The 24,057-nt window shown below is 71.1% G+C and carries 20 protein-coding genes and 1 pseudogene; 14 read left to right on the top strand and 7 right to left on the bottom strand.

Features of this window, described 5'->3' with window-relative positions; all coding sequences use genetic code 11:
* Positions 1-245: 245 nt before the first annotated feature.
* The 4 genes from ABT245_RS36005 (at position 246) to ABT245_RS35990 (ending at position 2,368) form a co-directional block, all read left to right on the top strand.
* A complete protein-coding gene (locus tag ABT245_RS36005; RefSeq protein ID WP_351742246.1) occupies positions 246-719 on the top strand; it encodes a hypothetical protein in 474 nt (157 codons plus the stop codon).
* Positions 716-1,327 (top strand): hypothetical protein, encoded by a 612-nt coding sequence (locus tag ABT245_RS36000; protein ID WP_351742243.1) that lies wholly within the window; start codon positions 716-718, stop codon positions 1,325-1,327. Before ABT245_RS36005 ends, ABT245_RS36000 begins: the two co-directional genes overlap by 4 nt.
* 109 nt (positions 1,328-1,436) lie before the next feature.
* Positions 1,437-1,757: a hypothetical protein gene (locus ABT245_RS35995; protein WP_351742240.1), complete on the top strand. Its 321-nt coding sequence runs from the start codon at positions 1,437-1,439 to the stop codon at positions 1,755-1,757.
* A 194-nt stretch (positions 1,758-1,951) separates the two neighbouring features.
* On the top strand, positions 1,952-2,368 hold the full coding sequence (locus ABT245_RS35990; protein ID WP_351742237.1) for a hypothetical protein: 417 nt from the start codon (positions 1,952-1,954) through the stop codon (positions 2,366-2,368).
* Positions 2,369-2,536: 168 nt separating this feature from the next.
* Here the strand turns inward: ABT245_RS35990 and ABT245_RS35985 are convergent, their stop codons facing one another.
* The 5 genes from ABT245_RS35985 to ABT245_RS35965 all read right to left on the bottom strand — a co-directional run bounded on the left by ABT245_RS35985 (position 2,537) and on the right by ABT245_RS35965 (position 7,444).
* Complete coding sequence (locus ABT245_RS35985) at positions 2,537-3,157, bottom strand: hypothetical protein (protein WP_351742235.1); 621 nt, start codon at positions 3,155-3,157, stop codon at positions 2,537-2,539.
* 97 nt (positions 3,158-3,254) lie between these two features.
* Positions 3,255-4,733 (bottom strand): GntP family permease, encoded by a 1,479-nt coding sequence (locus ABT245_RS35980; RefSeq protein WP_502982259.1) that lies wholly within the window; start codon positions 4,731-4,733, stop codon positions 3,255-3,257.
* A 121-nt stretch (positions 4,734-4,854) separates the two neighbouring features.
* Positions 4,855-5,265, bottom strand: a complete 411-nt coding sequence (locus tag ABT245_RS35975) for a RidA family protein (RefSeq protein WP_351742230.1) — start codon at positions 5,263-5,265, stop codon at positions 4,855-4,857.
* Positions 5,262-6,026: an IclR family transcriptional regulator gene (locus ABT245_RS35970; protein ID WP_351742227.1), complete on the bottom strand. Its 765-nt coding sequence runs from the start codon at positions 6,024-6,026 to the stop codon at positions 5,262-5,264. The genes ABT245_RS35975 and ABT245_RS35970 overlap by 4 nt, the downstream gene beginning before the upstream one ends.
* Entirely contained in the window at positions 6,023-7,444 is a 1,422-nt protein-coding gene (locus ABT245_RS35965; protein WP_351742225.1) for a sugar kinase, read from the bottom strand. Before ABT245_RS35965 ends, ABT245_RS35970 begins: the two co-directional genes overlap by 4 nt.
* A gap of 138 nt (positions 7,445-7,582) precedes the next feature.
* Here ABT245_RS35965 and ABT245_RS35960 point away from each other — a divergent pair, with 138 nt between their 5' ends.
* Positions 7,583-8,848 carry an amino acid deaminase gene (locus ABT245_RS35960; RefSeq protein WP_351742223.1) on the top strand — a complete coding sequence of 422 codons (1,266 nt, stop codon included), beginning with the start codon at positions 7,583-7,585 and terminating at the stop codon, positions 8,846-8,848.
* A gap of 10 nt (positions 8,849-8,858) precedes the next feature.
* A complete protein-coding gene (locus ABT245_RS35955) occupies positions 8,859-10,469 on the top strand; it encodes an N-acyl-D-amino-acid deacylase family protein (RefSeq protein ID WP_351742220.1) in 1,611 nt (536 codons plus the stop codon).
* 120 nt (positions 10,470-10,589) lie between these two features.
* Here the strand turns inward: ABT245_RS35955 and ABT245_RS35950 are convergent, their stop codons facing one another.
* Complete coding sequence (locus ABT245_RS35950) at positions 10,590-11,489, bottom strand: trypsin-like serine peptidase (protein ID WP_351742218.1); 900 nt, start codon at positions 11,487-11,489, stop codon at positions 10,590-10,592.
* Positions 11,490-12,613: 1,124 nt separating this feature from the next.
* Here ABT245_RS35950 and ABT245_RS35945 point away from each other — a divergent pair.
* From ABT245_RS35945 to ABT245_RS35920, 6 genes are all read left to right on the top strand, one after another.
* Positions 12,614-13,825: a pyridoxal phosphate-dependent aminotransferase gene (locus ABT245_RS35945; RefSeq protein WP_351742216.1), complete on the top strand. Its 1,212-nt coding sequence runs from the start codon at positions 12,614-12,616 to the stop codon at positions 13,823-13,825.
* Positions 13,826-13,942: 117 nt separating this feature from the next.
* The gene (locus tag ABT245_RS35940) at positions 13,943-14,380 is read left to right on the top strand and encodes an SCO4983 family protein (RefSeq protein WP_351742213.1); all 438 of its coding nucleotides are present in this window, start codon (positions 13,943-13,945) and stop codon (positions 14,378-14,380) included.
* A gap of 288 nt (positions 14,381-14,668) precedes the next feature.
* A complete protein-coding gene (locus ABT245_RS35935; protein WP_351742211.1) occupies positions 14,669-15,745 on the top strand; it encodes a substrate-binding domain-containing protein in 1,077 nt (358 codons plus the stop codon).
* 14 nt (positions 15,746-15,759) lie between these two features.
* Positions 15,760-16,977, top strand: coding sequence for a toxic anion resistance protein (locus tag ABT245_RS35930; protein ID WP_351742208.1), 1,218 nt, complete (start codon positions 15,760-15,762; stop codon positions 16,975-16,977).
* Entirely contained in the window at positions 16,974-18,515 is a 1,542-nt protein-coding gene (locus tag ABT245_RS35925) for a substrate-binding and vWA domain-containing protein (RefSeq protein WP_351742206.1), read from the top strand. Before ABT245_RS35930 ends, ABT245_RS35925 begins: the two co-directional genes overlap by 4 nt.
* Positions 18,502-19,104 (top strand): hypothetical protein, encoded by a 603-nt coding sequence (locus ABT245_RS35920; protein WP_351742203.1) that lies wholly within the window; start codon positions 18,502-18,504, stop codon positions 19,102-19,104. Before ABT245_RS35925 ends, ABT245_RS35920 begins: the two co-directional genes overlap by 14 nt.
* 259 nt (positions 19,105-19,363) lie before the next feature.
* Here the strand turns inward: ABT245_RS35920 and ABT245_RS35915 are convergent, their stop codons facing one another.
* Entirely contained in the window at positions 19,364-21,187 is a 1,824-nt protein-coding gene (locus ABT245_RS35915; RefSeq protein WP_351742201.1) for a phosphoenolpyruvate carboxykinase (GTP), read from the bottom strand.
* A gap of 323 nt (positions 21,188-21,510) precedes the next feature.
* Between ABT245_RS35915 and trhA the strand changes: the two genes are divergently transcribed.
* Together trhA and ABT245_RS35905 are read left to right on the top strand one after the other, a co-directional pair.
* Positions 21,511-22,224: a PAQR family membrane homeostasis protein TrhA gene (gene trhA, locus ABT245_RS35910; protein WP_351742198.1), complete on the top strand. Its 714-nt coding sequence runs from the start codon at positions 21,511-21,513 to the stop codon at positions 22,222-22,224.
* Positions 22,225-22,335: 111 nt separating this feature from the next.
* Positions 22,336-24,053 (top strand): annotated as a pseudogene (locus ABT245_RS35905) (MFS transporter).
* Positions 24,054-24,057 lie beyond the last annotated feature (4 nt).

Raw genomic sequence — 24,057 nt, 5'->3', positions numbered from 1 at the left:
TGCAGACCCGTGGAAACAGTTGATGTCAGAGCAGGCCAGAGAAGCGATTCCCCACCCCGCTAAAGCGGGGCGTCCCCTCGCTAGATATCTGATGGGAGATCAACCTCGGGTGCGACTACGAGTGCATTCATTAGGCAAGTGGGTTGGCGGAATCAAGGTTGTCGGACGGTTGAGGTCTGATGCGTCGGCGGACATGTCGCAAAAGTATGGTGTGCGTCCGATGCTAGATATGCCACGATCACGCCGTGAGGAAGATCATCGCATTAGCGGCAACTGTCCTGTCCACCGCGGCCCTTCTGTCCGGTACGGCAGCTCCCGCGCAGGCCCTGCGACCGGCCCAACCAAATCCATGGGACCACAGGGTCCACTGCACGTCGACCGATGACGACGGGCGCAAGATCGTCACCAGGTTCGGCAACTCCGATTTCGGCTGGAACCACTTCACACACCGCCACAACATCAAGAAGTGTTCAATCCTCAACGCGGCTCTCAAGGATAAGGTCGACCGTAACGACGGTCACGGGCGCCTTGAGTACGACGGCGTCGCCATCAGGACCGGCGGCAGGCCTGTGCAGGTCAAGTTCGTCGTGATCGTCCAGTACACGCGAAAGACCAAGGACGGGAAGTACGACGCCGGCCGGGGGCAGAAGATCGGCGTCGTCAATGCTTTCTGCCGTAACCAGCCGAACAACAAGTGCCCCACATGGATGAACCAGTGACAGACCCCGAAGACCGACAGCAGCAGGCGGCCGTCAGCCGTTTGCTGCTGTACTACCTCAACGCGCCCATCGTCGAAGGCTGCCGTCTGCGCGGAGTCCTGCCGACTCCCGGCGCCGTGCGGATCGCCATCCACGCGGGAGACGACGAGGAAGGCGCCACCTTCCTCTACGAGATCCCCCACGACACCGTCGCCCCGTACTACATCCCCGGTATCCTGCGCACCGTCCTGACCGGAACCCAGCTTTACGGCAGCAGTGACATCCGCGAAGCCATGGGAATGACCCTCATCCGCCTCCGCCCGGAGGAGATCACCCCTGACCCGGAGCCCGAACAGGGCCAGGCGCTCACCGTCCTGCGGGCCCTGTCCGACCCAGGCGACAACGAGCACCCCTTTCTGATCGGCTTCCTGATGCTGGGCCGCGATCTGATGCGCCTCTACGTACAGCGCCCCGACCAGCCTGGCATCATCGGCGCGGACATCCGTCTGACCGGTACGTCCACCGCACTGATCGCCTCCCTGCCCACGCTCATCGACGAAGAGCAGTACCGGCAGCCGGCCCCCGACGACCCCCACTGCGACCTCCTCGCCGACTTGACCAACTGGTAGAGCCGCTGCACCTACCGAGGAAAGGGCCAGGGGTCGGCGGGCTGATCAGCACTGCCAGGATGGGGAGTTGGTGCGGCTGCCAGGCAGTCGCACCACATCCGCATTCTAGGTGAGTTCCTCCTTCGCCTGTTCCAACTCCAGAGACCGTTCGACGGCACCCCTGGTCAGGGTTCTGTTCCTCTCTCGCTCGGCGGCCAGGTCGGGCTTTCAGGGCGGCGTTCTCCTCCTTGAGCGCCCGGTTCTGCTCGGCGATCTTCTCGGCGGCAGCGGGGACCGTGTGCCGGGCTTTGACGCGGGCCTGGAACTCCTCGACCAACTCTTTGTGGTCGCCGTAGACGACGTCGCGTCGCAGACCGGACTCGGTGATCAGCTCGCTGCCGGTGATTTCTTCGAGCTGTTGCACCCTGGGCTCGTAGCGGGCGCCCCATAGGGCCGGGTCCAGGTGTGGTCGCAAAGCGCACATTTCCTCGATCGCGGCGATCAGTACTGGGAGTTGATGGGGCAGGGCTCGGGCGTTCTCGCAATCCAGGCAGGTGAGGAAGGACGCTGTGCACGGCTGCCCGGCGTCGGTGTGCGGGCTCTCGGGAGGAGCTGCAGGACGTCATCGCGCCGGAGGGGACCGAGTTGAAGACGGCCCCGGACCGGTGGGGGCAGTACGCGGACCCCGGCACGGCCGAGCTGTTCGCCGGGGACGCCCTTCTCCATACGGATTGGGCACCGGACAACGTGCTCATCTCCGGCGGTCGGGCGCGCATCATCGACTGGGCGTGGCCGACCCGGGGCGCTGCATGGATCGACCCCTTCATGTGGGCGCTGCGCCTGATGCAGGCGGGCTGCACCGTGGAGGACGCGGTGGAGTGGGCGCGGCAGCTCCGTTCGTGGCGGGATGCTGACCCAGCGGCGGTCCTGGCGTTCGCGGTGGCCAACACACGTACCTGGCGGGAGATCGCGGCCACGGACTCGCAGCCTTGGAAGGCGGCCATGGAGGACCACGCCGTCCGCTTGGACGCCTACCTCCGGGCAGCCCTGACGACTGTATAGAACGGCATACGGAAGCGGGCCCTGCCTCCGCGGGCGAAGAGAGGCCGGGCCCACTGTGCTGGCGGGACCGCTGCGGCGACCTGGTCCGGCACGCCGTGGACACGGAGGGAGACGCGCGTCGGACGAGCCGGACCGCTCCGCGGCCGAGCGGCCCCCGGCGGGCCGCTCCTAGACCTCGAAGTAGGCGTCGAGTACGGCGTCCAGTTGCTCCTCCCACTCCTTGAAGCGCGCCCTGGCCGTCGCCTCGATCTCGATCGGGTACCAGCGTCGGTCAGGGGTGTGCACCGTGACGGTGAAACGCTTCCCGAAGCGGGGCGCCTCCGTCTCGACCGCGCCGATCTCGTCCCAGCGGAACTCGCAGGACTCCTCGTCGAGGCGGAGCCGGACGCCCTTGCGGTCGGCGACTATCCGGGCACGGCGGTCGGCGGCCTCGAAGACCGGGCCGTCCGGCTCGCCCTCGTCACCGTCCTGCTCGTCCTCGCCCTCGGCCTTGGCGTCCTCGCCCTCGGCCTTGGCGTCCTCGCCCTCGGCCTGCCCGTCCTCGGCCTCCGCCTTGGCGTCCTCGTCCTCGGCCTCCGCCTTGTCCTGCGCGGCCTCGGCGCCCTCCTCGGCCTCGGCGGCGGGCGCTTCCGTGTCGCGTGCCGAGGCCGTCTCCTCGGTCTCGACGGCGTCCTCCGCCTCGGTGTCCTTCCGGTCCGCCGGTACGGGTGCGGTGATCCCGGGAATGAAGGCCGGGTCGAATCCGGCGCCCTCGAGGGGCTGGCTGCTCGATCCTATGCGCTGCTCCACGCGGGCAGTATGGACGACGTTCCTGTGCCGGAACCAGTCAGCCCACCCGTCACCCCGGTTCACCCTGGTCACGCGACCAGGCTCGGGGCCGCTCAACTCACCTGACGAACAAGCTCAGTACGGCGGCGACCGCGAAGCCCGCGAGCGACAGGACCGACTCCAGAACGGTCCATGTCTTCAGGGTGTCGCGTTCACTGATGCCGAAGTACTTGGCGACCATCCAGAAGCCGCCGTCGTTGACGTGCGAGGCGAAGATGGAGCCTGCCGAGATCGCCATGATGACGAGCGCGACGAACGCCTGGGAGTGGTCGCCCTCGGCGAGGAGGGGGGCGACGATGCCGGCCGTGGTGACGATCGCGACGGTCGCCGAACCCTGGGCCACCCGCAGCACGACCGAGATGAGGTAGGCGAGCACGAGCACCGGCAGGCCGACGTCGTGGAAGGTGTCCGACAGGGCCTGCGCGACACCGCTCGCCTTGAGCACGGCACCGAAGACACCGCCCGCGCCGACCACCAGGAGGATGTTGCCGACCGGCTTCAGCGAGGACGTCGACACGGTCTCCAGGGACCTGCGGGACCAGCCACGGCGCAGACCCAGCAGGTAGTACGCGAGCAGCAGCGCGATGGTCAGCGCCACGAACGGGTTGCCGAAGAACTCGATCACCGAACGGGTGGTGGAAGGATCAAGGGCGATCGAGGAGAAGGTGGCGGCGAGGATCAGCACCAGCGGGGTGCCGATGATGGTGAGGACCGTGCCCAGCGGGACCGGCTTCTCCTGCGGCCGGGTACCGGTCGCCCGCTGTTCCTCGACCACCGCCCGCCGTGCCTCCTCGGCGGCCTCGACCATGTCCTGCGATACGGCCACGAAGATCCGCCGGCCGATCCAGGCGGAGAAGGCCCAGGCGGCGAGCACGGCGGGGATGCCGCAGACGATGCCCATGAGGATGATCCAGCCGAGCTGGACGTGCAGCAGCCCGGCGGCGGCCACCGGGCCGGGGTGCGGCGGCAGGAAGGCATGGGTCATGGACAGGCCGGCGAGCAGCGGCAGGCAGTACAGCAGGATGGACCTGCCGGACCGCTTGGCGGCGGCGTACACGATCGGCGCGAGCACGAAGATGCCGACGTCGAAGAAGACGGGGATGCCGAAGATCAGGCCCGTCAGACCCATCGCGAGGGGTGCCCGCCGCTCGCCGAACAGGCCCAGCAGCCGGGACGCCAACACCTCGGCCCCGCCGCTGACTTCGAGGATCGCGCCGAGCATCGTACCGAGGCCGATGATGATCGCGACGTGGCCGAGGATGCCGCCCATGCCGGATTCGATGGTGGAGACGGCGTCGGAACGCTGGACGGTGCCGAAGAGTTCGGTGACCGACAGTCCTGCGAGCAGGCCGACGGCGATGGAGACGGCGAGGAGGGCGACGAAGGGCTGCAGCCGCGCCTTGATGATCAGGAAGAGCAGCAGGGCGATGCCGATGGCGGCGACGACGAGCAGTCCCGCGGTGCCGTCGACCAGGAGGAGCAGCCCTCCGGTGTGGGGTGGCGCGGCGGGCGCGGCGGCGGCTGGGGGCAGGGATATGGGGGGCATGTGGGGGTCCTCTGGGGGCGTACACGGTGCTTTCGGGCAGGGGGGATCGCGGCGCGGCGCCCCGGTGGGGAGGCGCCGTGCGACGGGGTACGGACGCGGGGTGCGGGGGCGGTCAGCCGAGTACGGCGAGCGCGTCGATCTCGATGAGGAGTCCCGCGGGCAGGCCGACGTAGACGGTGGTGCGCGCGGCGGGCGGCTGGGTGAGGCCCTGCTCCTCGAAGTAGGCGTTGTAGATGTCGTTCATCTCGGCGAAGTGCGCTACGTCGGTGAGGTAGACGCGGATCATCATCACGTCGTCCCAGCTCGCGCCGCCCTCCTCCAGGATCGCCTTGACGTTGGCGAGGGTCTGGAGGGTCTGCTCGCGCAGGGTGGGGCCGGCCGGCGTGGGCGGCTTGCCCGGCTCGGCGGGGAGGAATCCGACCTGACCGGCGACCTGGAGGATGTTGCCCTTCTTGACCCCGTGCGAGAACTTCGCGGGCGGGGTGGTGTGGGTCGCGGGGGTGAGCGCGGTCTTCTCGGTCATGCGGGGGTTTCCTTCCCTGGAGTTCTGCCGGAGTACTCGCCGCTGATGGCGTCGGCGGTGCGGCGCACCTGCGGGAGCAGGGTGAGGAGTTCGTCGGCGGTGACGACGACGTTCGGCGCGGAGACGGACATCGCGGCGACCACCCGGCCGCCGGCGCCGCGGATGGGGGCGGCGACGCAGTTGATGGACTCCTCGTGGCCGCCGAGGTCGGTGGCCCAGCCCTGTTCCCTGACCTTGTCCAACTCCCGCAGGAACGCGGGGGCGTTGGGGGTGGAACGGGGCGTGTACATGGGGTAGTCGAGCTGTTCCGCGAGGGCGCGGCGCTCGGCGTCGGGCAGGTCGGCGAGGAGCAGTTTGGCGACGGCGGCGACGGTGATGGCGACGGGCTTGCCGATCCGCGAGTACATGCGCACCGGGTAGCGGCTCTCCACCTTGTCGATGTACAGCACCTCGTGCTCCTCGTACACGGCGAGGTGCACGGTGTGTCCGCAGGCTTCGTTGAGGCGGACCAGGTGGGGGTGGGCGATCTCGCGGATGTCCAGGTTCTCCATCGCCTCCTGGGCGAGGGCGAAGAGGCGGGCGCCGAGCCGGTAGCGCTGGTCGGCCTGGCGGTAGACGAGGCCGTGTTCGTGCAGGGTGCGCAGCAGGCGCAGCGCGGTGGACTTGTGCACGTCGAGCCGGTCGGCGACCTGGCCGAGGTCGGCGGGGCCCTCGGCGAGCAGCGGCAGGATGCTCAGCGCGCGGTCGACGGTCTGGCTCATGGCGTGGGTACCTCCTGATCGGCCCGGCCCTCGGCGTGTGTCCAGCCGGGGCCGAGTCGAAGTCTCCTCCAGGCCGCGTCGTCCAGGGCGATCAGCCGGTCGGCGTGGTCCCTGGAGGGGGGCACGGCTAGGTCGCCGGGGACGGTGAGCGCGGCGGCGGCCATGAGATGCCCGGACCTGATCCGCTCCCGCACGGACCGTCCGCGCAGCGTCGCCGACAGAAACCCGGCGGCGAAGGCGTCCCCGGCCCCGACGGGCGCGACGACATCGACATACAACGCGGGCACGAAGGTACGCGTGTCCGCGGCGGGGACGGAGCCAGGCGAGTCAGGAGTGGTCGCGGGCCGTGTGGCCCGGCCCGGCTCGGAGGCAGTGCGGCCGGGACCAGAGCCGGGGCCGGGGCCGGAACCGGTCCGCTCCGACCGGGTGTTCCCGGCACGGCCTACGTCGCCCGAGCGGCCCGGATCGCCCACGGGGTCGGCACCGCGCGTGCCCCCGGCACCGTGCGCGCCGCCCACACCGCCGACGCCGTCCGCACTGCCCAGCACCTCCACGTCGACGGCGTCGTTCGCCCCGCTCGGGCCGGCCGCCCGAACCGCGTCGAGCGGGTCCGTACGAGCGACGCCACCCGCACCGCCCACGCCGTACACCCGGTCCGTGTCGGCCACGTCCGCCCGCTCGAAGACCGTCGCCCCGTGTGCGCCCTGTTTCACCACGAGGGTCCTGGGCTCCGGGAGGAGGGCGCGGATCGCGTCCGGGTCCGGTGTGACGCCCCAGGCCGCCTCCGCCTCGTCGGTGCCGACGAAGACCAGGTCGCAGCCGCGGGCGAGGTCCAGCAGCACGCGGGGCGCGGCGGCCTCGCGCCACAGTCCCGGGCGGAAGTTCACGTCGAAGGAGACGAGGGGCCGGCGGCCGGGCCGGGGCGCGGTCAGTGCGCGCAGCAGGTCGAGGCAGCCCGCGGAGAGCGCGGCCGTGATCCCGGACAGGTGCAGGATGCGCGCGGCCCGCAGCGCCGCCGGGTCCACGGTGTCGACGGACATCGCGGAGGCCGCCGAACCGGCCCGGTAGTAGGCGACTTCGTGGTCGTCGCCCGCCCGGTCGCCGGCGGTGCGGAAGTAGATCCCGGTGGGCCGCGCCGGATCCCGCCGCACCGAGTCGACGTCGACGCCGTAGGCCCCGATGGCCCGGACGAGATGGTCGCCGAAGCCGTCGGCGCCGACCCGGCTGACCCAGCGCGTGGAGTGTCCGGCCGCGGCGAGGACGCAGGCCACGTTGGACTCGGCGCCGCCGATGGCGCGGTCGAAGGAGGGCACGTCGGCGAGGCGGCCGGTGCGGGTGGGCAGGAACGTGACCATGGACTCGCCGAGCGCGACGACGTCCACGACGTCGGGGTTCGTGCGGGTTCCGGTGTCGGTCACGATCGTCGCGGCTCCTCGGTGCGTACGCGGGTCATGGCGGCTCCGTTGACCCCGCGTTGGCCGAGATGTTAGACAGCGGTGAGCGATATACGCAACGGTCGTTGCAACATGGGCAACACACCTGATCAGGGAGGTTCCATGAGCACCGAGGCGCTGGCACGTCTGGCCGGGGAACGCGTCGACCACCGCTTCAAGGGGCTCCCGCCGGACGCCGCGGGGCTGACCGTCGGCGAGCTGGCCGCACAGCGCCGCAACCTGTTCACCGACGGCTTCACCACCCCCGTGCTCACGCTGTCCGCCGAGCGCCTGGAACACAACCTGAAGCTCATGGAGACGTACGCGGCCCGGCACGGCCTGGCCTTCGCCCCGCACGGCAAGACCTCCATGGCCCCGCAGCTCTTTAACCGCCAGCTCGCGCACGGCGCCTGGGGCATCACGCTGGCGGTGCCGCACCAGGTGCGGGTGGCACGGGCGTTCGGCGTCGAGCGGGTCTTCCTCGCCAACGAGCTGGTGGACGCGGCGGCCCTGCGCTGGATCGCCGCCGAACTCGCCGCTGACCCGTCCTTCCGCTTCGTCTGCTACGTCGACTCGGTGCGCGGCGTGGAGCTGATGGACGCGGCGCTGCGCGGGGCCGCCCGCCCCGTGGACGTCGTGGTCGAGCTGGCCGCCGGTGAGGACGCCCGCACCGGCGTGCGGACGGAGGCGGAGTGCGCGGCGGTCGCGGACGCGGTGGCCGCCGCGGGGACGCTGCGGCTGGTCGGTGTCGCCGGGTACGAGGGCGAGGTGCCGCGGGCCGACCCGGAGCGGGTACACGCGTGGCTTGGCCGACTGGTCGCACTCGCCGTGGAATTCGACCGGGCGGGCCGGTTCGCGGACGCCGGGGAGATCGTCGTCAGCGCGGGCGGCAGCGCCTGGTTCGACGCGGTGGCCGACGTGCTCGCCGACGTCCCCGCACTGTCCCGGCCCGTCCTGAAGCTGCTCCGCTCCGGCGCCTACGTCTCGCACGACGACGGTCACTACCGCACGGTGACCCCGTTCAACCGGGTCCCCGAGGAGGGCGCCCTGGAGCCCGCCTTCCGGTTGTGGGCGCAGATCGTCTCCCGCCCGAGCGCCGGGCAGGCCTTCGCCAACGCGGGCAAGCGGGACGCGGCCCACGACCTCGACCTGCCCTTCGCCCAGGTGGTACGCAGGAACGGCACACCACGGCCGGCGAGAGGCGTCGCGGTGACCGGCCTGTCCGACCAGCACGCCTGGCTGCGCACCGAACCGGAGGCGGACCTGGAGGTCGGCGACTGGATCGGGCTCGGCCTGTCCCACCCGTGCACGTCGTTCGACAAGTGGCAGCTGATCCCGCTGGCCGAGGCGGACGGCACGGTCGTCGACTACATCCGCACGTTCTTCTAGGAGGCAGCCGGTGGAGGAGCTGGTCATCAGGGACGCGGACGTCGTGGACGGCAGCGGGGCGCCGTCGTACCGCGCCGATGTGGTGGTGGACGGCGGACGGATCGTCTCCATCGTCCAGGAGGCCGCCCAGGCGGGCTGCCAACGGCCCAGGGCCCGCCGGGAGCTGGACGCCGAGGGGCTGGTGCTCGCCCCCGGTTTCATCGACATGCACGCCCACAGCGACCTCGCCCTGCTGCGCGACCCCGACCACAGCGCGAAGGCCGCGCAGGGCGTGACCCTGGAGGTCATCGGGCAGGACGGGCTGTCGTACGCCCCGGTCGACGACCGCACGCTCGACGCGGTGCGCCACGCGATCACCGGCTGGAACGGGTACGGCGACGACATCGACTTCGACTGGCGGTCCGTCGGCGAGTACCTGGACCGGCTGGACGGGGGCATCGCCGTCAACGCCGCCTATCTGATCCCGCAGGGCACGGTGCGCGCGCTCGCCGTCGGCTGGGAGGACCGCCCGGCCACGCCCGCCGAGCTGGACCGGATGCGACAGCTGGTCGCCGAGGGCATGGAGCAGGGCGCGGTCGGCATGTCGTCGGGGCTCACCTACACACCCGGCATGTACGCCGAGGACGCGGAACTCACCGAGCTGTGCCGGGTGGTGGCCCGGTACGGCGGCTACTACTGCCCGCACCACCGCTCCTACGGCGCGGGCGCGCTGGCGGCGTACGCGGAGATGGTGGAGCTGACCGGTGCGGCGGGCTGCGCCCTGCATCTCGCGCACGCCACCATGAACTTCGGCGTGAACAAGGGCCGTGCGGCCGAGCTGTTGGCCCTCCTGGACGACGCGATCGCCGGCGGCGCCGACATCAGCCTCGACACCTACCCCTACACCCCGGGCTGTACGACGCTCGCGGCGCTGCTGCCCGGCTGGGCCAGCGAGGGCGGCCCGGAGGCGATCCTGGGGCGGCTCACCGACGAGGCGACCGCCGAGCGGATCCGGCACCATCTGGAGGTCGTCGGCTCCGACGGCTGCCACGGCGTGCCGGTGGAGTGGGACACCGTCGAGATCTCCGGGGTGACCGCCCCGGCCCTCGCCGACCACGTCGGCCGTACGGTCCTGGAGTCGGCGCGGCGGCGCGGCGAGCCGCCCTGGACGACGGCCCGCAGGCTGCTGGTCGAGGACCGGCTGGGGCCGACGATCCTCCAGCACGTGGGCCACGAGGAGAACGTCCGCGCGATCATGCGGCACGGCGCGCACACCGGTGGTTCGGACGGCATCCTGCGGGGCGCGAAGCCGCATCCGCGGGCCTACGGCACCTTTCCGCACTATCTTGGCCATTACGTACGGGAGTTGGGGGTGCTGTCGCTGGAGGAGTGCGTCGCGCATCTCACCTCGCGCCCCGCGGCCCGGCTGCGTCTGCCGGACCGCGGGCTGGTCCGCGAGGGGTACCGCGCCGACCTGGTGCTGTTCGATCCCCGGACGGTCGCGGCGGGGTCCACCTTCGAGCGGCCGCGCGCGCTGCCCACGGGCGTTCCGTACGTCCTGGTCGACGGGCGGTTCGTGATCGAGGACGCACACCGCACGGACGCCCTGCCCGGCCGATCGGTCCGCCGAACCCCGGCCTGACGCGCCCCGAAGGGGCGCGGGGCCGTGTCGACATGCGGCTCCGCCGCGCGGGCGCGATCAGCCACAACGCATCCGCAGCCGACCAACGACACGACGCATCACGGCCCTCCCAGCGGAGCGCTACGGCTTGGGCAGGGCGCAGCCGCTCGCGCTCAGATTCAGCTTGTTGCCGGTCGTGAAGCAGGCCGGGATCTGGTAGGTCTCCTGGGCGTAGTTGATGCCCTGGCGGACGGTGACGGTGCCGGCCTCGTCGACCTCACAGGGGTTGTTCACGGTGCAGCGGGCGCCGTCCTCGTTGCCGGTGTTGTTGACGGCGACGACCTTGCCGGTGGCGTTGTCGATCACCGGGGAGCCCGAGGTGCCGCCGATGGTGTCGCAGGCCGAGGTGTAGCGGAGGGAGTCCTTCCAGGTCCAGTCGCCCTCCTTCAGGCGGTGGACGAAGCCGTCGACGCTACAGGCGTAGGTCCGCTTCCAGTAGCCGGAGACGACCGTGATGGCGGTGCCGGCGGTCGGGTGTGTGTTCTGCACGGTCAGGGCGTTGATCCCGTACGCGCTCCTGATCTGCGCGTATGTGGTGGTCAGTTGGTAGATCGTGACGTCCGTGTCGGTCATCGTCGCGTACGCGACCTTGCTGGCGTGCAGCGTGCCGACCTGGGTGGCCGAGGCGTTGAGCAGGCCGAAGGTGCGGCTGGACGCCTGGTCGACGATGACCTGGCCGGCGGCCGGGAAGCCGGTCTCCAGGCAGTGGCCGTTGGTGAGCACGAGGGCCGGGTCGGTGTCGGCGGAGTCCGGGAAGCGGATGACGGAGCCGGAGCAGTTGCTGAGCGCGACGGTGCCGGCGAAGTCGACGGCCTGGATCGCGGGCGCGGCGGCCTTCGCGGGGGCGGCGTCGGGGGCGGCGGTCCGGGTGGCCGTGGCCTGCGCCGCCGTGCCGGTGGTGTCCGTCGCCGCGGCCACCGGCGCCGTGCCGGCCCCGGTGATCGCCAGGGTCGCGAGCGCGGCAAGGAGAGGCTTCTTCATGTGGGGGGTCCCCTCTGCAGACGTAAGCGACCGGAGATCTTCCGGCCGCCCGCAGTCTTGTCATGCACATTCTGAAGCCGGCAAAGGTCAACAGCAAGAAGCGGTACACACCCCACCCGGATCCCCGACTCCCCCAAACCCACCCCCAGTTGCCCCCGCACCCGGCCGCGCACAGACACGAGGGAACGGCCCCCTGCACCACCGGGCTACCGCCCGCCCCGCCCCCACGCACCGCACGCGGCGAGACGCACAGGCCACTCATCCCGGCAGCCACGCGGAGCCGATTCGCTCCGCGGGACCGTCGAAGGCCACACAGGCCGACATCCGCACACCCACCCCACCGGCCGAAACCCACACGCCCACCACCCAGCGGCCCAGGCGCGACCCCCACACCGGGCATCGGGCCGGCCACCGAATCGCCCCCTGCCCCGGCATTCCGGTCGCTCCCCGTGCCGTCGTGCATTCCGGTCCGGGTGGCGGGGAGTCACCAACGGTGACCGCGGGGCGTCACCCGTCCCGACGGATGCGGGGCGCCGGGTTCCCGTCGCAGGGCCGCCGGAAGGCCGTCCACGGCCACGTCCACACACCACCGCCCAGCGGCCAAAGGCGCGACCCCACGCCGGGCATCCGACCAGCCACCGACTCGCCCCCCGCCACGACTTCCGCGCCCACATCGACCCCCAGGTACCTCACCCAGCGAACTCGACTCCGCACCGCCCCGTCCCACCGGACAGCGCTCCCGGCGCCGAGCCAGCCGACGACCCGCCCGAGCACCCCGACCCACATCAGTTCCGCGCGCCCGGCCCTCACCCCACAGCCGTCGACGAGGCACACGGGGCACCCGTCCCGACGGATGCGGGGCGCCGGGTTCCCGTCGGAGGTCGCGTACGGCCGCCGCGCAGCGATGCGGGGGCGGTCCCGTGTCGCGGGGCGGGGGCGCGCCGGCGTTTCGGTCGGCCCGGGTCGTGGGGTGTCACTCGTCCTGGTGGATGTGGGGTGTCGGCCGACCGTGTGAGGGGGTGGGCTGTTTCGCGGGTCCCGCGGGCCTCTCGGTCGGCGGTCGGGTGTCTCACGTGGCGGATAACACCATCCACGGGCCGTTACCGGGTCGTAAGCTCGCGGACATGCAGGTGATCCAGTCGACCAAGCTCGCCAACGTCTGTTACGAGATCCGGGGCCCGGTGCTTGAGGAGGCGATGCGGCTGGAGGCGGCCGGACACCGGATCCTCAAGCTGAACACCGGCAACCCGGCGGCGTTCGGCTTCGAGTGCCCGCCCGAGATCCTGGAGGACATCCTCCGCAATGTGTCGTCGGCGCACGGCTACGGCGACGCCAAGGGCCTGCTCGCGGCGCGCCGCGCGGTCGTGATGCACAACCAGACCATCGGCATCGAGACGGACGTCGAGCACGTCTACATCGGCAACGGCGTCTCCGAGCTGATCGTGATGGCGATGCAGGGGCTCCTCGACGACGGGGACGAGGTCCTGGTGCCGGCCCCCGACTACCCGCTGTGGACGGCCGCCGTCTCGCTCTCCGGCGGCACCGCGGTCCACTACCGCTGCGACGAGCAGTCCGACTGGATGCCCGACCTCGCCGACGTGGAGCGCAAGGTCACCGACCGCACCAAGGCGCTCGTCATCATCAACCCGAACAACCCGACGGGCGCGGTGTACGACCCGGCGGTGCTGAAGGGCCTGACGGACATCGCCCGCCGGCACAATCTGCTGGTCTGCTCGGACGAGATCTACGACAAGATCCTCTACGACGGCGCCACGCACACCCCGACGGCCGCGGTCGCCCCGGACCTGCTGACGCTGACGTTCAACGGCATGTCCAAGGCGTACCGGGTGGCGGGCTACCGGGTGGGCTGGATGTCGATCTCCGGCCCGCGGGCGCACGCCGACTCCTATATCGAGGGCCTGACGATCCTGGCGAACATGCGGCTGTGCGCGAACATGCCGGGCCAGCACGGCGTCGTGGCCGCGCTGAGCGGGCGCCAGACGATCAACGAACTGGTGCTGCCGGGCGGGCGGCTGAAGGAGCAGCTGGACGTCGCCTACGAGCTGCTGACGCAGATCCCGGGGGTCACCTGTGTGCGCCCCAAGGGCGCGCTGTACCTCTTCCCGCGCCTGGACCCGAATGTCTTCAAGATCAAGGACGACCGGCAGATGGTCCTCGATCTGCTGCGCCGCGAGAAGATCATGGTGGTCCAGGGCTCGGGCTTCAACTGGCCGGAACCGGACCACTTCCGTGTGGTGACGCTGCCGTCGGCGGGGGACCTGAGGGACGCGGTGACCCGGATCGGCTCGTTCCTGGACGGCTACGCACAGCCGTAGCCGGACCACCGCACCTCACCCCGGGTAGCCGCCCGACCCGCTTGCGCGATCAGGGTCAACTTTAGACGAGTTCTAAGCTAGGATAGCTTCCTGTCAGAGCACAGGAGGCCATCTCCCATGTACGAACCGACCCGCACCGGACCGTCCCCCCGGTCCCCGCACGGCAACCCGATGGCCGGCACCCCCTCCGACTTCCCCCACCGGTCGCGCGAGGAGGAGCTGGACATCCAGCTCGCCGGACACCTCGCGGCGCTGCTCGCCGTCACCGACGAACTGCGCACCCTCGCGCCCTCCGGCGAGCTGGACGCGGCGTCCGCACGGCTCGCCGACCAGGTGACCCGGCTGCGGGGCGGCCACGCGCCGGCCCCCGCGTCCGGCACCGCGACCGACCCCCGCCCGGCCGCCCTGCACCACCGGGCGCACGCGCTGGCCGGCCGCGCCCTGGTCGTCGCGGCGTCCCGCGCCGACACCACGGCGGCGATCCTGTCCGCCGAGCGCATGGACGCGCACGCCGCCGCACTGAGCGACCTGCCGGAACTCAGCGCGGCCCACTGATCCCCGCGGCCCGGGTCCCCGGACGGCCCCGGTCCGCGCGCACCCGCAGCGACGCGCAGACCGGGCGCCCTCAGCCCTCTTCACGCCGTCCCGCCCCGTTCACCCTGCCCCACCCCGTTCACCCTGCCCCACCCCGTTCGCCCCGCCCCACCCCGTTCACGCTGCTTCACTCCGCTTCACCCCGCTGAGCGGAATGGCTTGTTCCTGTTGCATAACGGGATCGGCCCGACACCCTCCGTTCACCACACCCCCTACGGAACGTTGAATTCCGGGAGCAGTCTGCCTCGCGTGAGACGTATCGCGGGAATAGTCCTCGCGGTGCTGCTGATCGGCGGCGTGGTGGCCGCCGTCATAGCAGGCCGACAGGGCGAGGACAAGGGCACGGCAACGAAGACCGTGCAAGGAGTGATCGGATCGGAGAAGGCCGAGTTCTTCGCCGATCCCGACGTGGTGAAGGCCCTCGCCGACAAGGGCTTCACCGTGAAGACCGAGTCATCGGGGTCCTGGGCGATGGAAGGACTCGACCTCAAGGGGTACGACTTCGCCTTCCCGTCCAGCCAGGCACCGGCCGACCAACTGGCCAAGAAGTACGGGGTGCATGAGCCCCTGCCGCGCCCCTTCTACTCACCGCTCGTCGTGGTGGCGCACCGCAGCGCGGCCGATGTGCTCGCCGCCAACGGGCTGGCCACGCTCGACGGCAAGAGCCGCGGCACCCTGAAGATGGCCGCCTACCTCGACGCCGCCCGCCACGACCGGACCTGGCAGCAGCTCAAGGGCGCCGACCGGCACGGCGAACTGACCGGCACCCTCTACATCGCCAGCACCGACCCGGAGTCCTCCAACTCCGGCGCCCTCTACCTGGCCGCCGCCTCCTATGTCGCGGGCGGCGGCAAGGTCGCCGCGAGCACGGCCGACGTCGACCGCACCGCGCCGCTGCTGCGCAAGCTGATCTCCGTCCAGGGCGCCCAGCAGTCCAGCTCGGACGGTCCGTTCCGGGACTTCATCAGCGGCGCCGGCAACCCACTGGTGCTGGTGTACGAGTCGCAGGTCGCCACGCTCCTCAGCGAGCAGAAGTCGGTCGACGACCTGGTCGTCCTCTACCCCGACACCACCGTCAACAGCGACCACACCGTCGTGCCGCTCACCGACGAGGGCCGCGCGCTCGGGGAACTCCTCAGCACCGACCCGACGCTGCGCAAGCTCGCCGTCCGGCACGGCTTCCGCCCGCAGGGCGACACCGCCGAGTTCATCGCGGCCACGGCCGACCGTGCCGCCTACCTCAACCAGAAGCTGACCGGTGTCCGGCAGGCGCCCGTGCCCACCTCCGAGGTGCTGCACGAGATGGCCCGCCGGGCACGCGGCTGATCCGGGGGATACCTATGAGCAGCTTCAACCACATCAGCCCGAGCGGCCATGAGCCGACGCTCAGCGGCGACGACGTCCTCACGCTCACCCCGCCCGAAGCCGTGGCGCCCGTGCCCCGGGAGAAGGCCGGCGGTCTGGTGCCCGTCGAGGCGGGCGTCCGCGAGGACATGTCCCGCAAGGCCGCCGCGTACATCGAGGGGCTGGCCGCCCTCGACTCCCGCTCGCCCGAGTTCGCGGGCAAGGTCGGCGAGATCACGGCCCTCGGCGCCGGTGAGATGCGCAGCGCCGCCGCCCAGTCCAACCGCATGCTGGAACGCGCCGTCCGCAGCCTGCCCAGCAAGGGCGGCGACGCCCAGGCCCAGGTGGCCGGGTCGCTCGTGGAACTCCGCCGGGTCGTCGACGACCTCGACCCGCGCGATCTGTCCGCGAGCAAGGGCCGCAAGTTCCTGTCCCGGCTGCCCGGCGGCAACAAGCTGCGCGACCACGTCGCCAAGTACGCCTCCGCGCAGGGCACCCTGAACAAGATCGTCGGCTCGCTGCGCGGAGGCCAGGACGAACTGCGCCGCGACAACGCCGCGTTGCAGACCGAGCGGGTGCGGCTGTGGGAGACCATGGGCAAGCTCCAGGAGTACGTCGTGCTCACCGAGGCCCTCGACGGCGCCGTCGAGGGGCATATCGACGGGGTGGCGGTGAGCGACCCGGAGCGGGCCGACGGCCTGCGCGCGGACGTGCTCTTCCCGGTCCGGCAGAAGCACCAGGACCTGCTCACCCAGCTCGCGGTGTGCGCGCAGGGCTACCTCGCCATGGACGTCGTACGCCGTAACAACGAGGAGCTGATCAAGGGCGTCGAACGCGCGGCCACCACGACCGTCTCGGCGCTGCGCATCTCCGTGATGCTGGCCTCCGCGCTGGACAACCAGAAGAAGGTCATCGAGCAGGTCAACGCCCTGCGCGGGACGACCGAGGACCTGATCCGCGGCAACGCCGAGATGCTGAGCACACAGAGCGGGGAGATCCAGCGCATCGCCGCCGACCCGGCCGTCGGCGCCGAGACCCTGCGCTCCGCCTTCCAGCAGATCTACCGCACCCTGGACGCGATCGACACCTACAAGGTGCAGGCCACCGAGGCGATGGCGACGACCGTCGAAAGCCTCACCGCCGAACTCCAGCAGGCGAGCACCTACTTGGAGCGCAGCCGTACGCAGGGCGCGCTGGACGGAGGGCTCTCGTGAGACGACGACTCGCCGCCCTCGCGGCCGCCGCCGCCCTCCTGACCGCCTGCACCTCCCAGGAGCACAAGGACTCCTCGGACGACGGCAACGCGCCCCGGCCCGGCACCCTGCGCGTCCTCGCCTCCAGCGAACTCACGGACATGACGCCGGTGCTGGAGCGGATACGCAAGGACACCGGCATCACGGTCCGCCCCACCTACCTGGGCACCCTCGACGCGATCGACCTGGTGGCGAAAGGCAGGGCCGACGGGGCGTACGACGCGCTGTGGCTGTCGTCCAACGACTATCTGCGGCTGCGCCCGGACGCCGCGAAGAAGGTCGTCTCCGAGACACCGATCATGTCGAGTCCGGTCGCGATCGGCGTCCGGCAGGAGGCACTGACCCGGCTGCACTGGAAGCCGGCGCAGGTCACCTGGGGGCAGATCGAACAGGCCGTGCAGGACGGTCGGTTGACCTACGGCATGACCGACCCGGCCCGCTCCAACTCCGGTTTCTCCACGCTCGTCTCGGTCGCCTCCGCGCTGTCCGGCGCCCAGTCCGCGCTGACCGACGCGGACGTGGCGAAGGCGACGCCGAGGCTCAAGGAGTTCTTCAAGGGCCAGCAGCTGACCTCCGGGTCCTCGGGCTGGCTGGCGTCGGCGTACGAGCGGCGCGGCAACGTCGACGCCCTGCTCAACTACGAGTCCGTCCTCAAGGGCGTCCCGGGTCTCACCGTGATCCGGCCCACCGACGGCGTGATCACCGCCGACTACCCGCTCTCCTCGCTCGCCTCCGCCGGCTCCGACGCCCGCCAGGACGTGCGCCGGCTCGCCGAAGCGCTGCGCGGCGACTCCGCGCAGCGGCTGATCACCGAGCGCACCCACCGCCGCCCGGTCGTCCCGTCGGTCAAGCCGGCCGCGGGCCTCGACACCAGCAGACGGCGCGAACTGCCGTTCCCCGGCAGCCGGTCGGTCGCCGACGGGCTGCTCGACTCGTACGAGAACGAACTGCGCCGCCCCTCGCGCACGGTGTACGTGCTCGACACCTCGGGCTCGATGCGGGGTGACCGGCTGGACCGGCTGAAGAAGGCGCTCACCGGTCTCACCGGGGACTTCCGGCAGCGCGAGGAGGTCACCCTGATGCCGTTCGGTTCGGACGTGAAGAACGTGCGCACCCATGTCGTCAGCCCGTCCGACCCCGAGAGCGGTCTGGACGCCATCCGCAAGGACACCGACGCCCTGTCCGCGCAGGGGGCCACCGCCGTCTACACCTCGCTGGAGAAGGCGTACGAGCACCTGGGCGGCGTCGGCGAGACCTTCACCTCGATCGTGCTGATGACGGACGGCGAGAACACCACGGGTGCCAAGGCATCGGAGTTCGACGCGTTCTACCGCGGTCTCACCCAGGCCCAACGCGAGACCCCGGTCTTCCCCATCCTCTTCGGCGACTCCGACCGGGCGGAGTTGCAGCACATCGCCGACCTGACCGGCGGCCGTCTGTTCGACGCCCGCAAGGGTTCGCTCGACGGAGCCTTCGAGGAGATCCGTGGCTACCAGTAGGTTCCTCGGCTATCTGGAGTCCCGCAAGAACATCGCGGGCGGTGTGGGCGGCCTCGCGGGGCTCGCGCTGACCTTCACCGGGGTGGCGGGGCCGTACTGGCCCGTCGTGGTGGCCGGGCTGTACGGGGCGGGCGCGCTGATCGCCCCGCCGGAGCGGCCCGCGCTGCCGGACTTCCCGGACCCGACCGCCCAACTCGACGAGTTGCGCGGCGACTTCGAGACCCTGCGCGGTTATCTCGCGGATGTCGACCTGCCGCCGGCGGCGGCCGGACGGCTGACCGAACTCATCGAGCTGCTGACCGCCCTGCTGGATCCGGGGTGGGTCACCGAGGTGCTGGCACAGGACCCGGAGGGCATGCACACGCTGTCGCGGGCCGTGCGGCAGGACATCCCCGAGGCGGTCGACGCCTTCGTACGCACCCGGTGGTGGACGCGGCTGACGCCGGGCACCGAGCCGCCGGAGCGCCACCTGGAACGCCAGCTGACCCTGCTCCACGACGAGGCCGAACGCCTGGCGTCCACCCTCCGCGAGACAGAATCCCGCCGCCAGGAATCCCACACCCGCTACCTGGAAGACCGCTCCAGCTGAACGGGACAGCCAGGGTCAAAGCCCTGCCGCCCCTCACCTCGGGCCCCTCCCGCCGGGGACGGACTCCCCGGGTGGACAGGGGCCGGGGGCGAAGGCCTGCCGGGTTGCTTCCGTCGGGGCGGACGGGAGGGGGCCGGCAGGCCGTGGGCCCCGTACGCCGTTGTACGGGGCCTCGCCGGTCCGGGCACCGCGGCCGGCCGTGACGATCGCTGGTCAGGGCACTCCCCAGACCGGCCGCGGAGTCTTGTTTCCTCGGGGGTCAGCCCAGGCGCCGTACCAGGGCCCGGTACTCGTCCCAGAGTTCCTGCGGGGTGTGGTCGCCGAAGGTGTTGAGGTGCTCGGGCACCAGCGCGGCCTCCTCGCGCCAGACCTCCGCATCGACGGTGAGCAGGAAGTCCAGCTGGGCGTCGGACAGTTCGAGGCCGGCGGTGTCCAGCGCCGCCTTCGACGGCAGGATGCCGATGGGCGTCTCGACGCCCTCTGCCTTGCCGTCAAGGCGCTCCACGATCCACTTCAGGACGCGGCTGTTCTCGCCGAAGCCCGGCCACACGAAACGCCCGTCGCCGTCCTTGCGGAACCAGTTGACGTAGTAGATCTTCGGCAGCTTCGACTGGTCCTTGTCCTTGGCCACGTCGATCCAGTGGGCCATGTAGTCGCCCATGTTGTAGCCGCAGAAGGGCAGCATCGCGAACGGGTCGCGGCGCAGCTCGCCGACCTTGCCCTCGGCGGCGGCCGTCTTCTCGGAGGCCACGTTCGCGCCGAGGAAGACGCCGTGGTTCCAGTCGAAGGACTCGGTCACCAGCGGCACCGCGGTGGCCCGGCGCCCGCCGAACAGGATCGCGGAGATCGGCACGCCCTTCGGGTCCTCCCACTCCGGCGCGATGATCGGGCACTGCGCGGCGGGAACGGTGAAGCGGGCGTTGGGGTGGGCCGCCGGGGTCGGCGACTCGGGCGTCCAGTCGTTGCCCTTCCAGTCGGTCAGATGGGCCGGGGCCTGCTCCGTCATGCCCTCCCACCAGATGTCGCCGTCGTCGGTGAGCGCGACGTTGGTGAAGACCGCGTTGCCCCACAGCGTCTTCATCGCGTTGGCGTTGGTGTGCTCGCCGGTGCCCGGCGCCACTCCGAAGAAGCCGGCCTCGGGGTTGATCGCGTACAGCCGGCCGTCCTCGCCGAACCGCATCCACGCGATGTCGTCGCCGATGGTCTCCACCGTCCAGCCGGAGACCGTGGGCTCCAGCATGGCGAGGTTCGTCTTGCCGCAGGCGCTGGGGAAGGCCGCGGCGACGTACTTGGACTCACCGGTGGGCGGGGTGAGCTTGAGGATCAGCATGTGCTCGGCCAGCCAGCCCTCGTCGCGGGCCATGACGGAGGCGATGCGCAACGCGTAGCACTTCTTGCCGAGCAGCGCGTTGCCGCCGTACCCGGAGCCGTAGGACCAGATCTCGCGGTCCTCCGGGAAGTGCGAGATGTACTTGGTCTGGTTGCACGGCCAGGGGACGTCCTGCCGGCCTTCGCCCAGCGGGGCGCCGACGGAGTGCACGGCCTTCACGAAGAACCCGTCGGAGCCGAGTTCGTCGAGGACGGCCCGGCCCATGCGCGTCATGGTGCGCATCGAGACGGCGACGTACGCGGAGTCGGTGATCTCCACGCCGAGCGCGGAGAGCTTCGATCCGAGCGGCCCCATGCAGAAGGGCACCACGTACATGGTGCGGCCCCGCATCGCGCCGCGGAACAGGCCCTTCTCGCCGGTGAAGACGTCCCGCATCCGCTCGGGGGCCATCCAGTGGTTGGTCGGACCGGCGTCCTCCTCCTTCTCGGAGCAGATGAACGTCCGGTCCTCGACCCGGGCGACGTCGGTCGGGTCGGAGGCCGCGTAGTAGGAGTGGGGGCGCTTGACCGGGTCGAGTTTCTTGAATGTGCCCCTGCTGACGAGCTCCCCGCACAGTCGCTCGTACTCGGCCTCGGATCCGTCACACCAGACCACATTGTCCGGCTGGGTCAGTTCGGCGATCTCGTTCACCCACGAGATCAGTTCCTGATGGTTGGTGGGGATGACGGTGGGAGCCGCGATGTCGCGCGCCACGATCGCTCCTAAATGAGGGATTTTTTTCTTTTGGCCCCATGGGGGCTGCGGCCCGGATGCTTCGTAGCCGCTCATCCGGTGCCGACCGCACTCATTTGATCATCCGACGCCACCGCGCATCTGTCCAGAGGGCCGCACAGGTGAGCGGCGTGAGGAACGCCACGATCAGCGGGTTCCGGCCCGTTTCTTTACGTGCACGTAGCGTTCGCCTGGTGGTCTCTTTGCGTCCGGGCCGTACGGGCCCATGAGAGGATGACCACTATCAAGTGCTCATCAGCCTCCGCTGATACGCAACTTACGGTTCCGTAGGTACGATGCCGGGCATGACTGCGCCCGCCCCCGACGCGCCCCTGGACCCGCCGGCCGCCGGCCGCGCTTCCGCCGCGCTCTCTCTGCCGCATCCGATCAAGCCCAAGCTGCGCGGCTGGCTGCATCTCGGCATGTTCCCGGCCGTCCTCGTCGCGGGCCTGATCCTCACCGCGCTCGCCGACTCCAGCCGGGGCCGGATCGCCTGCGGCATCTACGTACTGACCGCCTGCCTGCTGTTCGGCGTGAGCGCGCTGTACCACCGGGGCAACTGGAGCCCGCGCATAGACGGCATCCTGCGCCGCCTCGACCACGCCAACATCTTCCTGATCATCGCGGGCACCTACACACCGCTGACGCTGCTGCTCCTGCCGGACACCAAGGGGCAGTGGCTGCTGTGGGGGATCTGGGCCGCCGCCGCGGCGGGCATCGTCTTCCGCGTCTTCTGGGTCGGCGCACCGCGCTGGCTCTACACGCCCTGCTACATCGCCATGGGCTGGGCGGCGGTCTTCTTCCTGCCGGACTTCCTGCGCACCGGCGGCATCGCGGTCCTGGTCCTGGTGGTCGCGGGCGGGCTCCTGTACAGCGCGGGCGGCGTGATCTACGGCATCAAGCGGCCGAACCCGTCACCGCGCTGGTTCGGCTTCCACGAGGTGTTCCACTCGCTCACCCTCGCCGCCTTCGTCGTGCACTACGTCGGCATCTCCCTGGTGGCGTACCAGCACGCATAGACCCGTACCCGCGTCGACAAGGCCACGGCTTGCGAGCCGTGGCCTTTTTCGTGTGCGTCGGAAGTCGCCCCATGTCGACACAACCTCGCCTTTGACAGCTACTCCCATTTCATGGCTAGTGTCATCCAAGGCGCCGCCCCTGACCCGCGCCGTTGGTGGGCCCTCGGCGCCCTGGTCGCGAGCATGCTGGTGCTCGGCTTCGACATGACGATCCTCAACGTGGCGCTGCCCACCATGGCCGAACAGCTCGGCGCCACCACGGGTGAGCAGCTGGGGGTCCCCCCAGGCGGTTAGCACTGGGGGAGGATGGCGGACGCCTACATCGTCGTCTTCGCCGCGCTGATGCTCCCGGCCGGACTGCTCGGCGACCGGTTCGGCGGCCGGCTGATGCTGATCACCGGGCTCGCCGTGTTCCTCGCGGGCTCGGTCGTCGGCAGCCTGGCCGGCGATGCGAACGCGGTGATCGCGGCCCGCGCCGTGAGGGGCGTCGGCGGCGCCCCCGTCATGCCGCTCGCCCTGTCCGTGCTGCCGTCGCTGTTCGGACCCGGGGAGCGCGGCAAGGCCGTCGGCATCATCTCGGCCGCCTCGGCGCTCGCCGCTCGGCCCGATCATCGGCGGCCGGCTGCACAACCACTTCTGGTGGGGCTCCGTCTTCCTGATCAACGTCCCCATGGTCGCCATCGGCATCGCCGCCTGCCTCTTCCTGCTGCCCGAGACCGTCCCCCAAGGTCTCGACTCCGCTCGAACAGGGTGCCCCCATCCCCGCCTCCCCCAAGGTCTCGACTCCGCTCGAACAGGGTGCCCCCATCCCCGCCTCCCCCAAGGTCGACGCCGTCTCCACAGCGCTCACCGCCACGGGCCTCGGCGCCCTCATCCACGCGATCATCGAGGCACCGGACCGCGGCTGGGGCGACGCCCTGGTGCTCGGCCTCGCCGCCGCCGTCGCCCTGCTCACCGCGCTGGTGGTGCGCGAGCGCCGGGCGGCCCGTCCCCTGCTCGACATGTCCCTGCTCGGCCACCGCGGCTTCCTGGTCAACTCCGTCGCCGCGACCCTCGTGACGTTCGTTCTGTCCGGTCCGCTGTTCGTGCTGCCCCCTCCCTCCAGGCCGTCCTCGGCAACGACGCCCTCGGCACCGGGGTGCGCCTGCTGCCGACGATGGGCGGCCTGCTGATCGCCGCCCGGGGCGCCGAGGCGGTCGTCACCCGGTTCGGCGCACGGGCCGTGGTCAGCGCCGGGCTCGTCGTCCTCGCCTTCGCGGCGTTCCTCGGCAGCCGCACCACCGTCGACTCCGGCTACGGGCTCACCGCGCTGTGGCTGTCGGCCACCGGTCTCGGCTTCGGCTTCGGCTTCGGCTTCGGCTTCGCGATGGTCCCGGCGATGGACAGCGCCCTCGGCGCGCTGCCCGCCGAACGCGCCGGCTGGGGTCCCCCCACGCCCTTGGGGCAGTGGGGGAGGTTCCGGACTGCTGATGACCCTGCGCCAGGTCGGCGCGGCAATCGGCATCGCCCTGCTCGGCAGCCTGCTCGCGGGCGCCTTCCGCGACCGGCTCGACGTCACCGGGCTGACCGGGCCGACGGCCCACTCCGCCCGGGAGTCCGTGGTCGCCGCCCGTCTGCTCGCCGAACGGTCGGGCGCGACCCAGCTGACGGCCTGCGCGAACAGCGCGTACGCCCACGCCATGGGCCTGGTCCTGGTGGTGTGCGGCATCGCCTCCCTGGCCGCCGCCCTGCCGGCCGCCGCGTTCCTGCCGGGCACCGCGGAGGCCCGGGGGGCGGCGGACGACGGGACCCCGGCCGTGGTCACACCCCCGGCCGATGTCCGACAATGACCTC

This window comes from Streptomyces sp. NPDC001508, assembly GCF_040298665.1.
Lineage (GTDB): Bacteria > Actinomycetota > Actinomycetes > Streptomycetales > Streptomycetaceae > Streptomyces.
The sequence above is the reverse complement of the archived record's forward strand: the minus strand, read 5'-3'. Positions and strand labels throughout refer to the sequence as shown.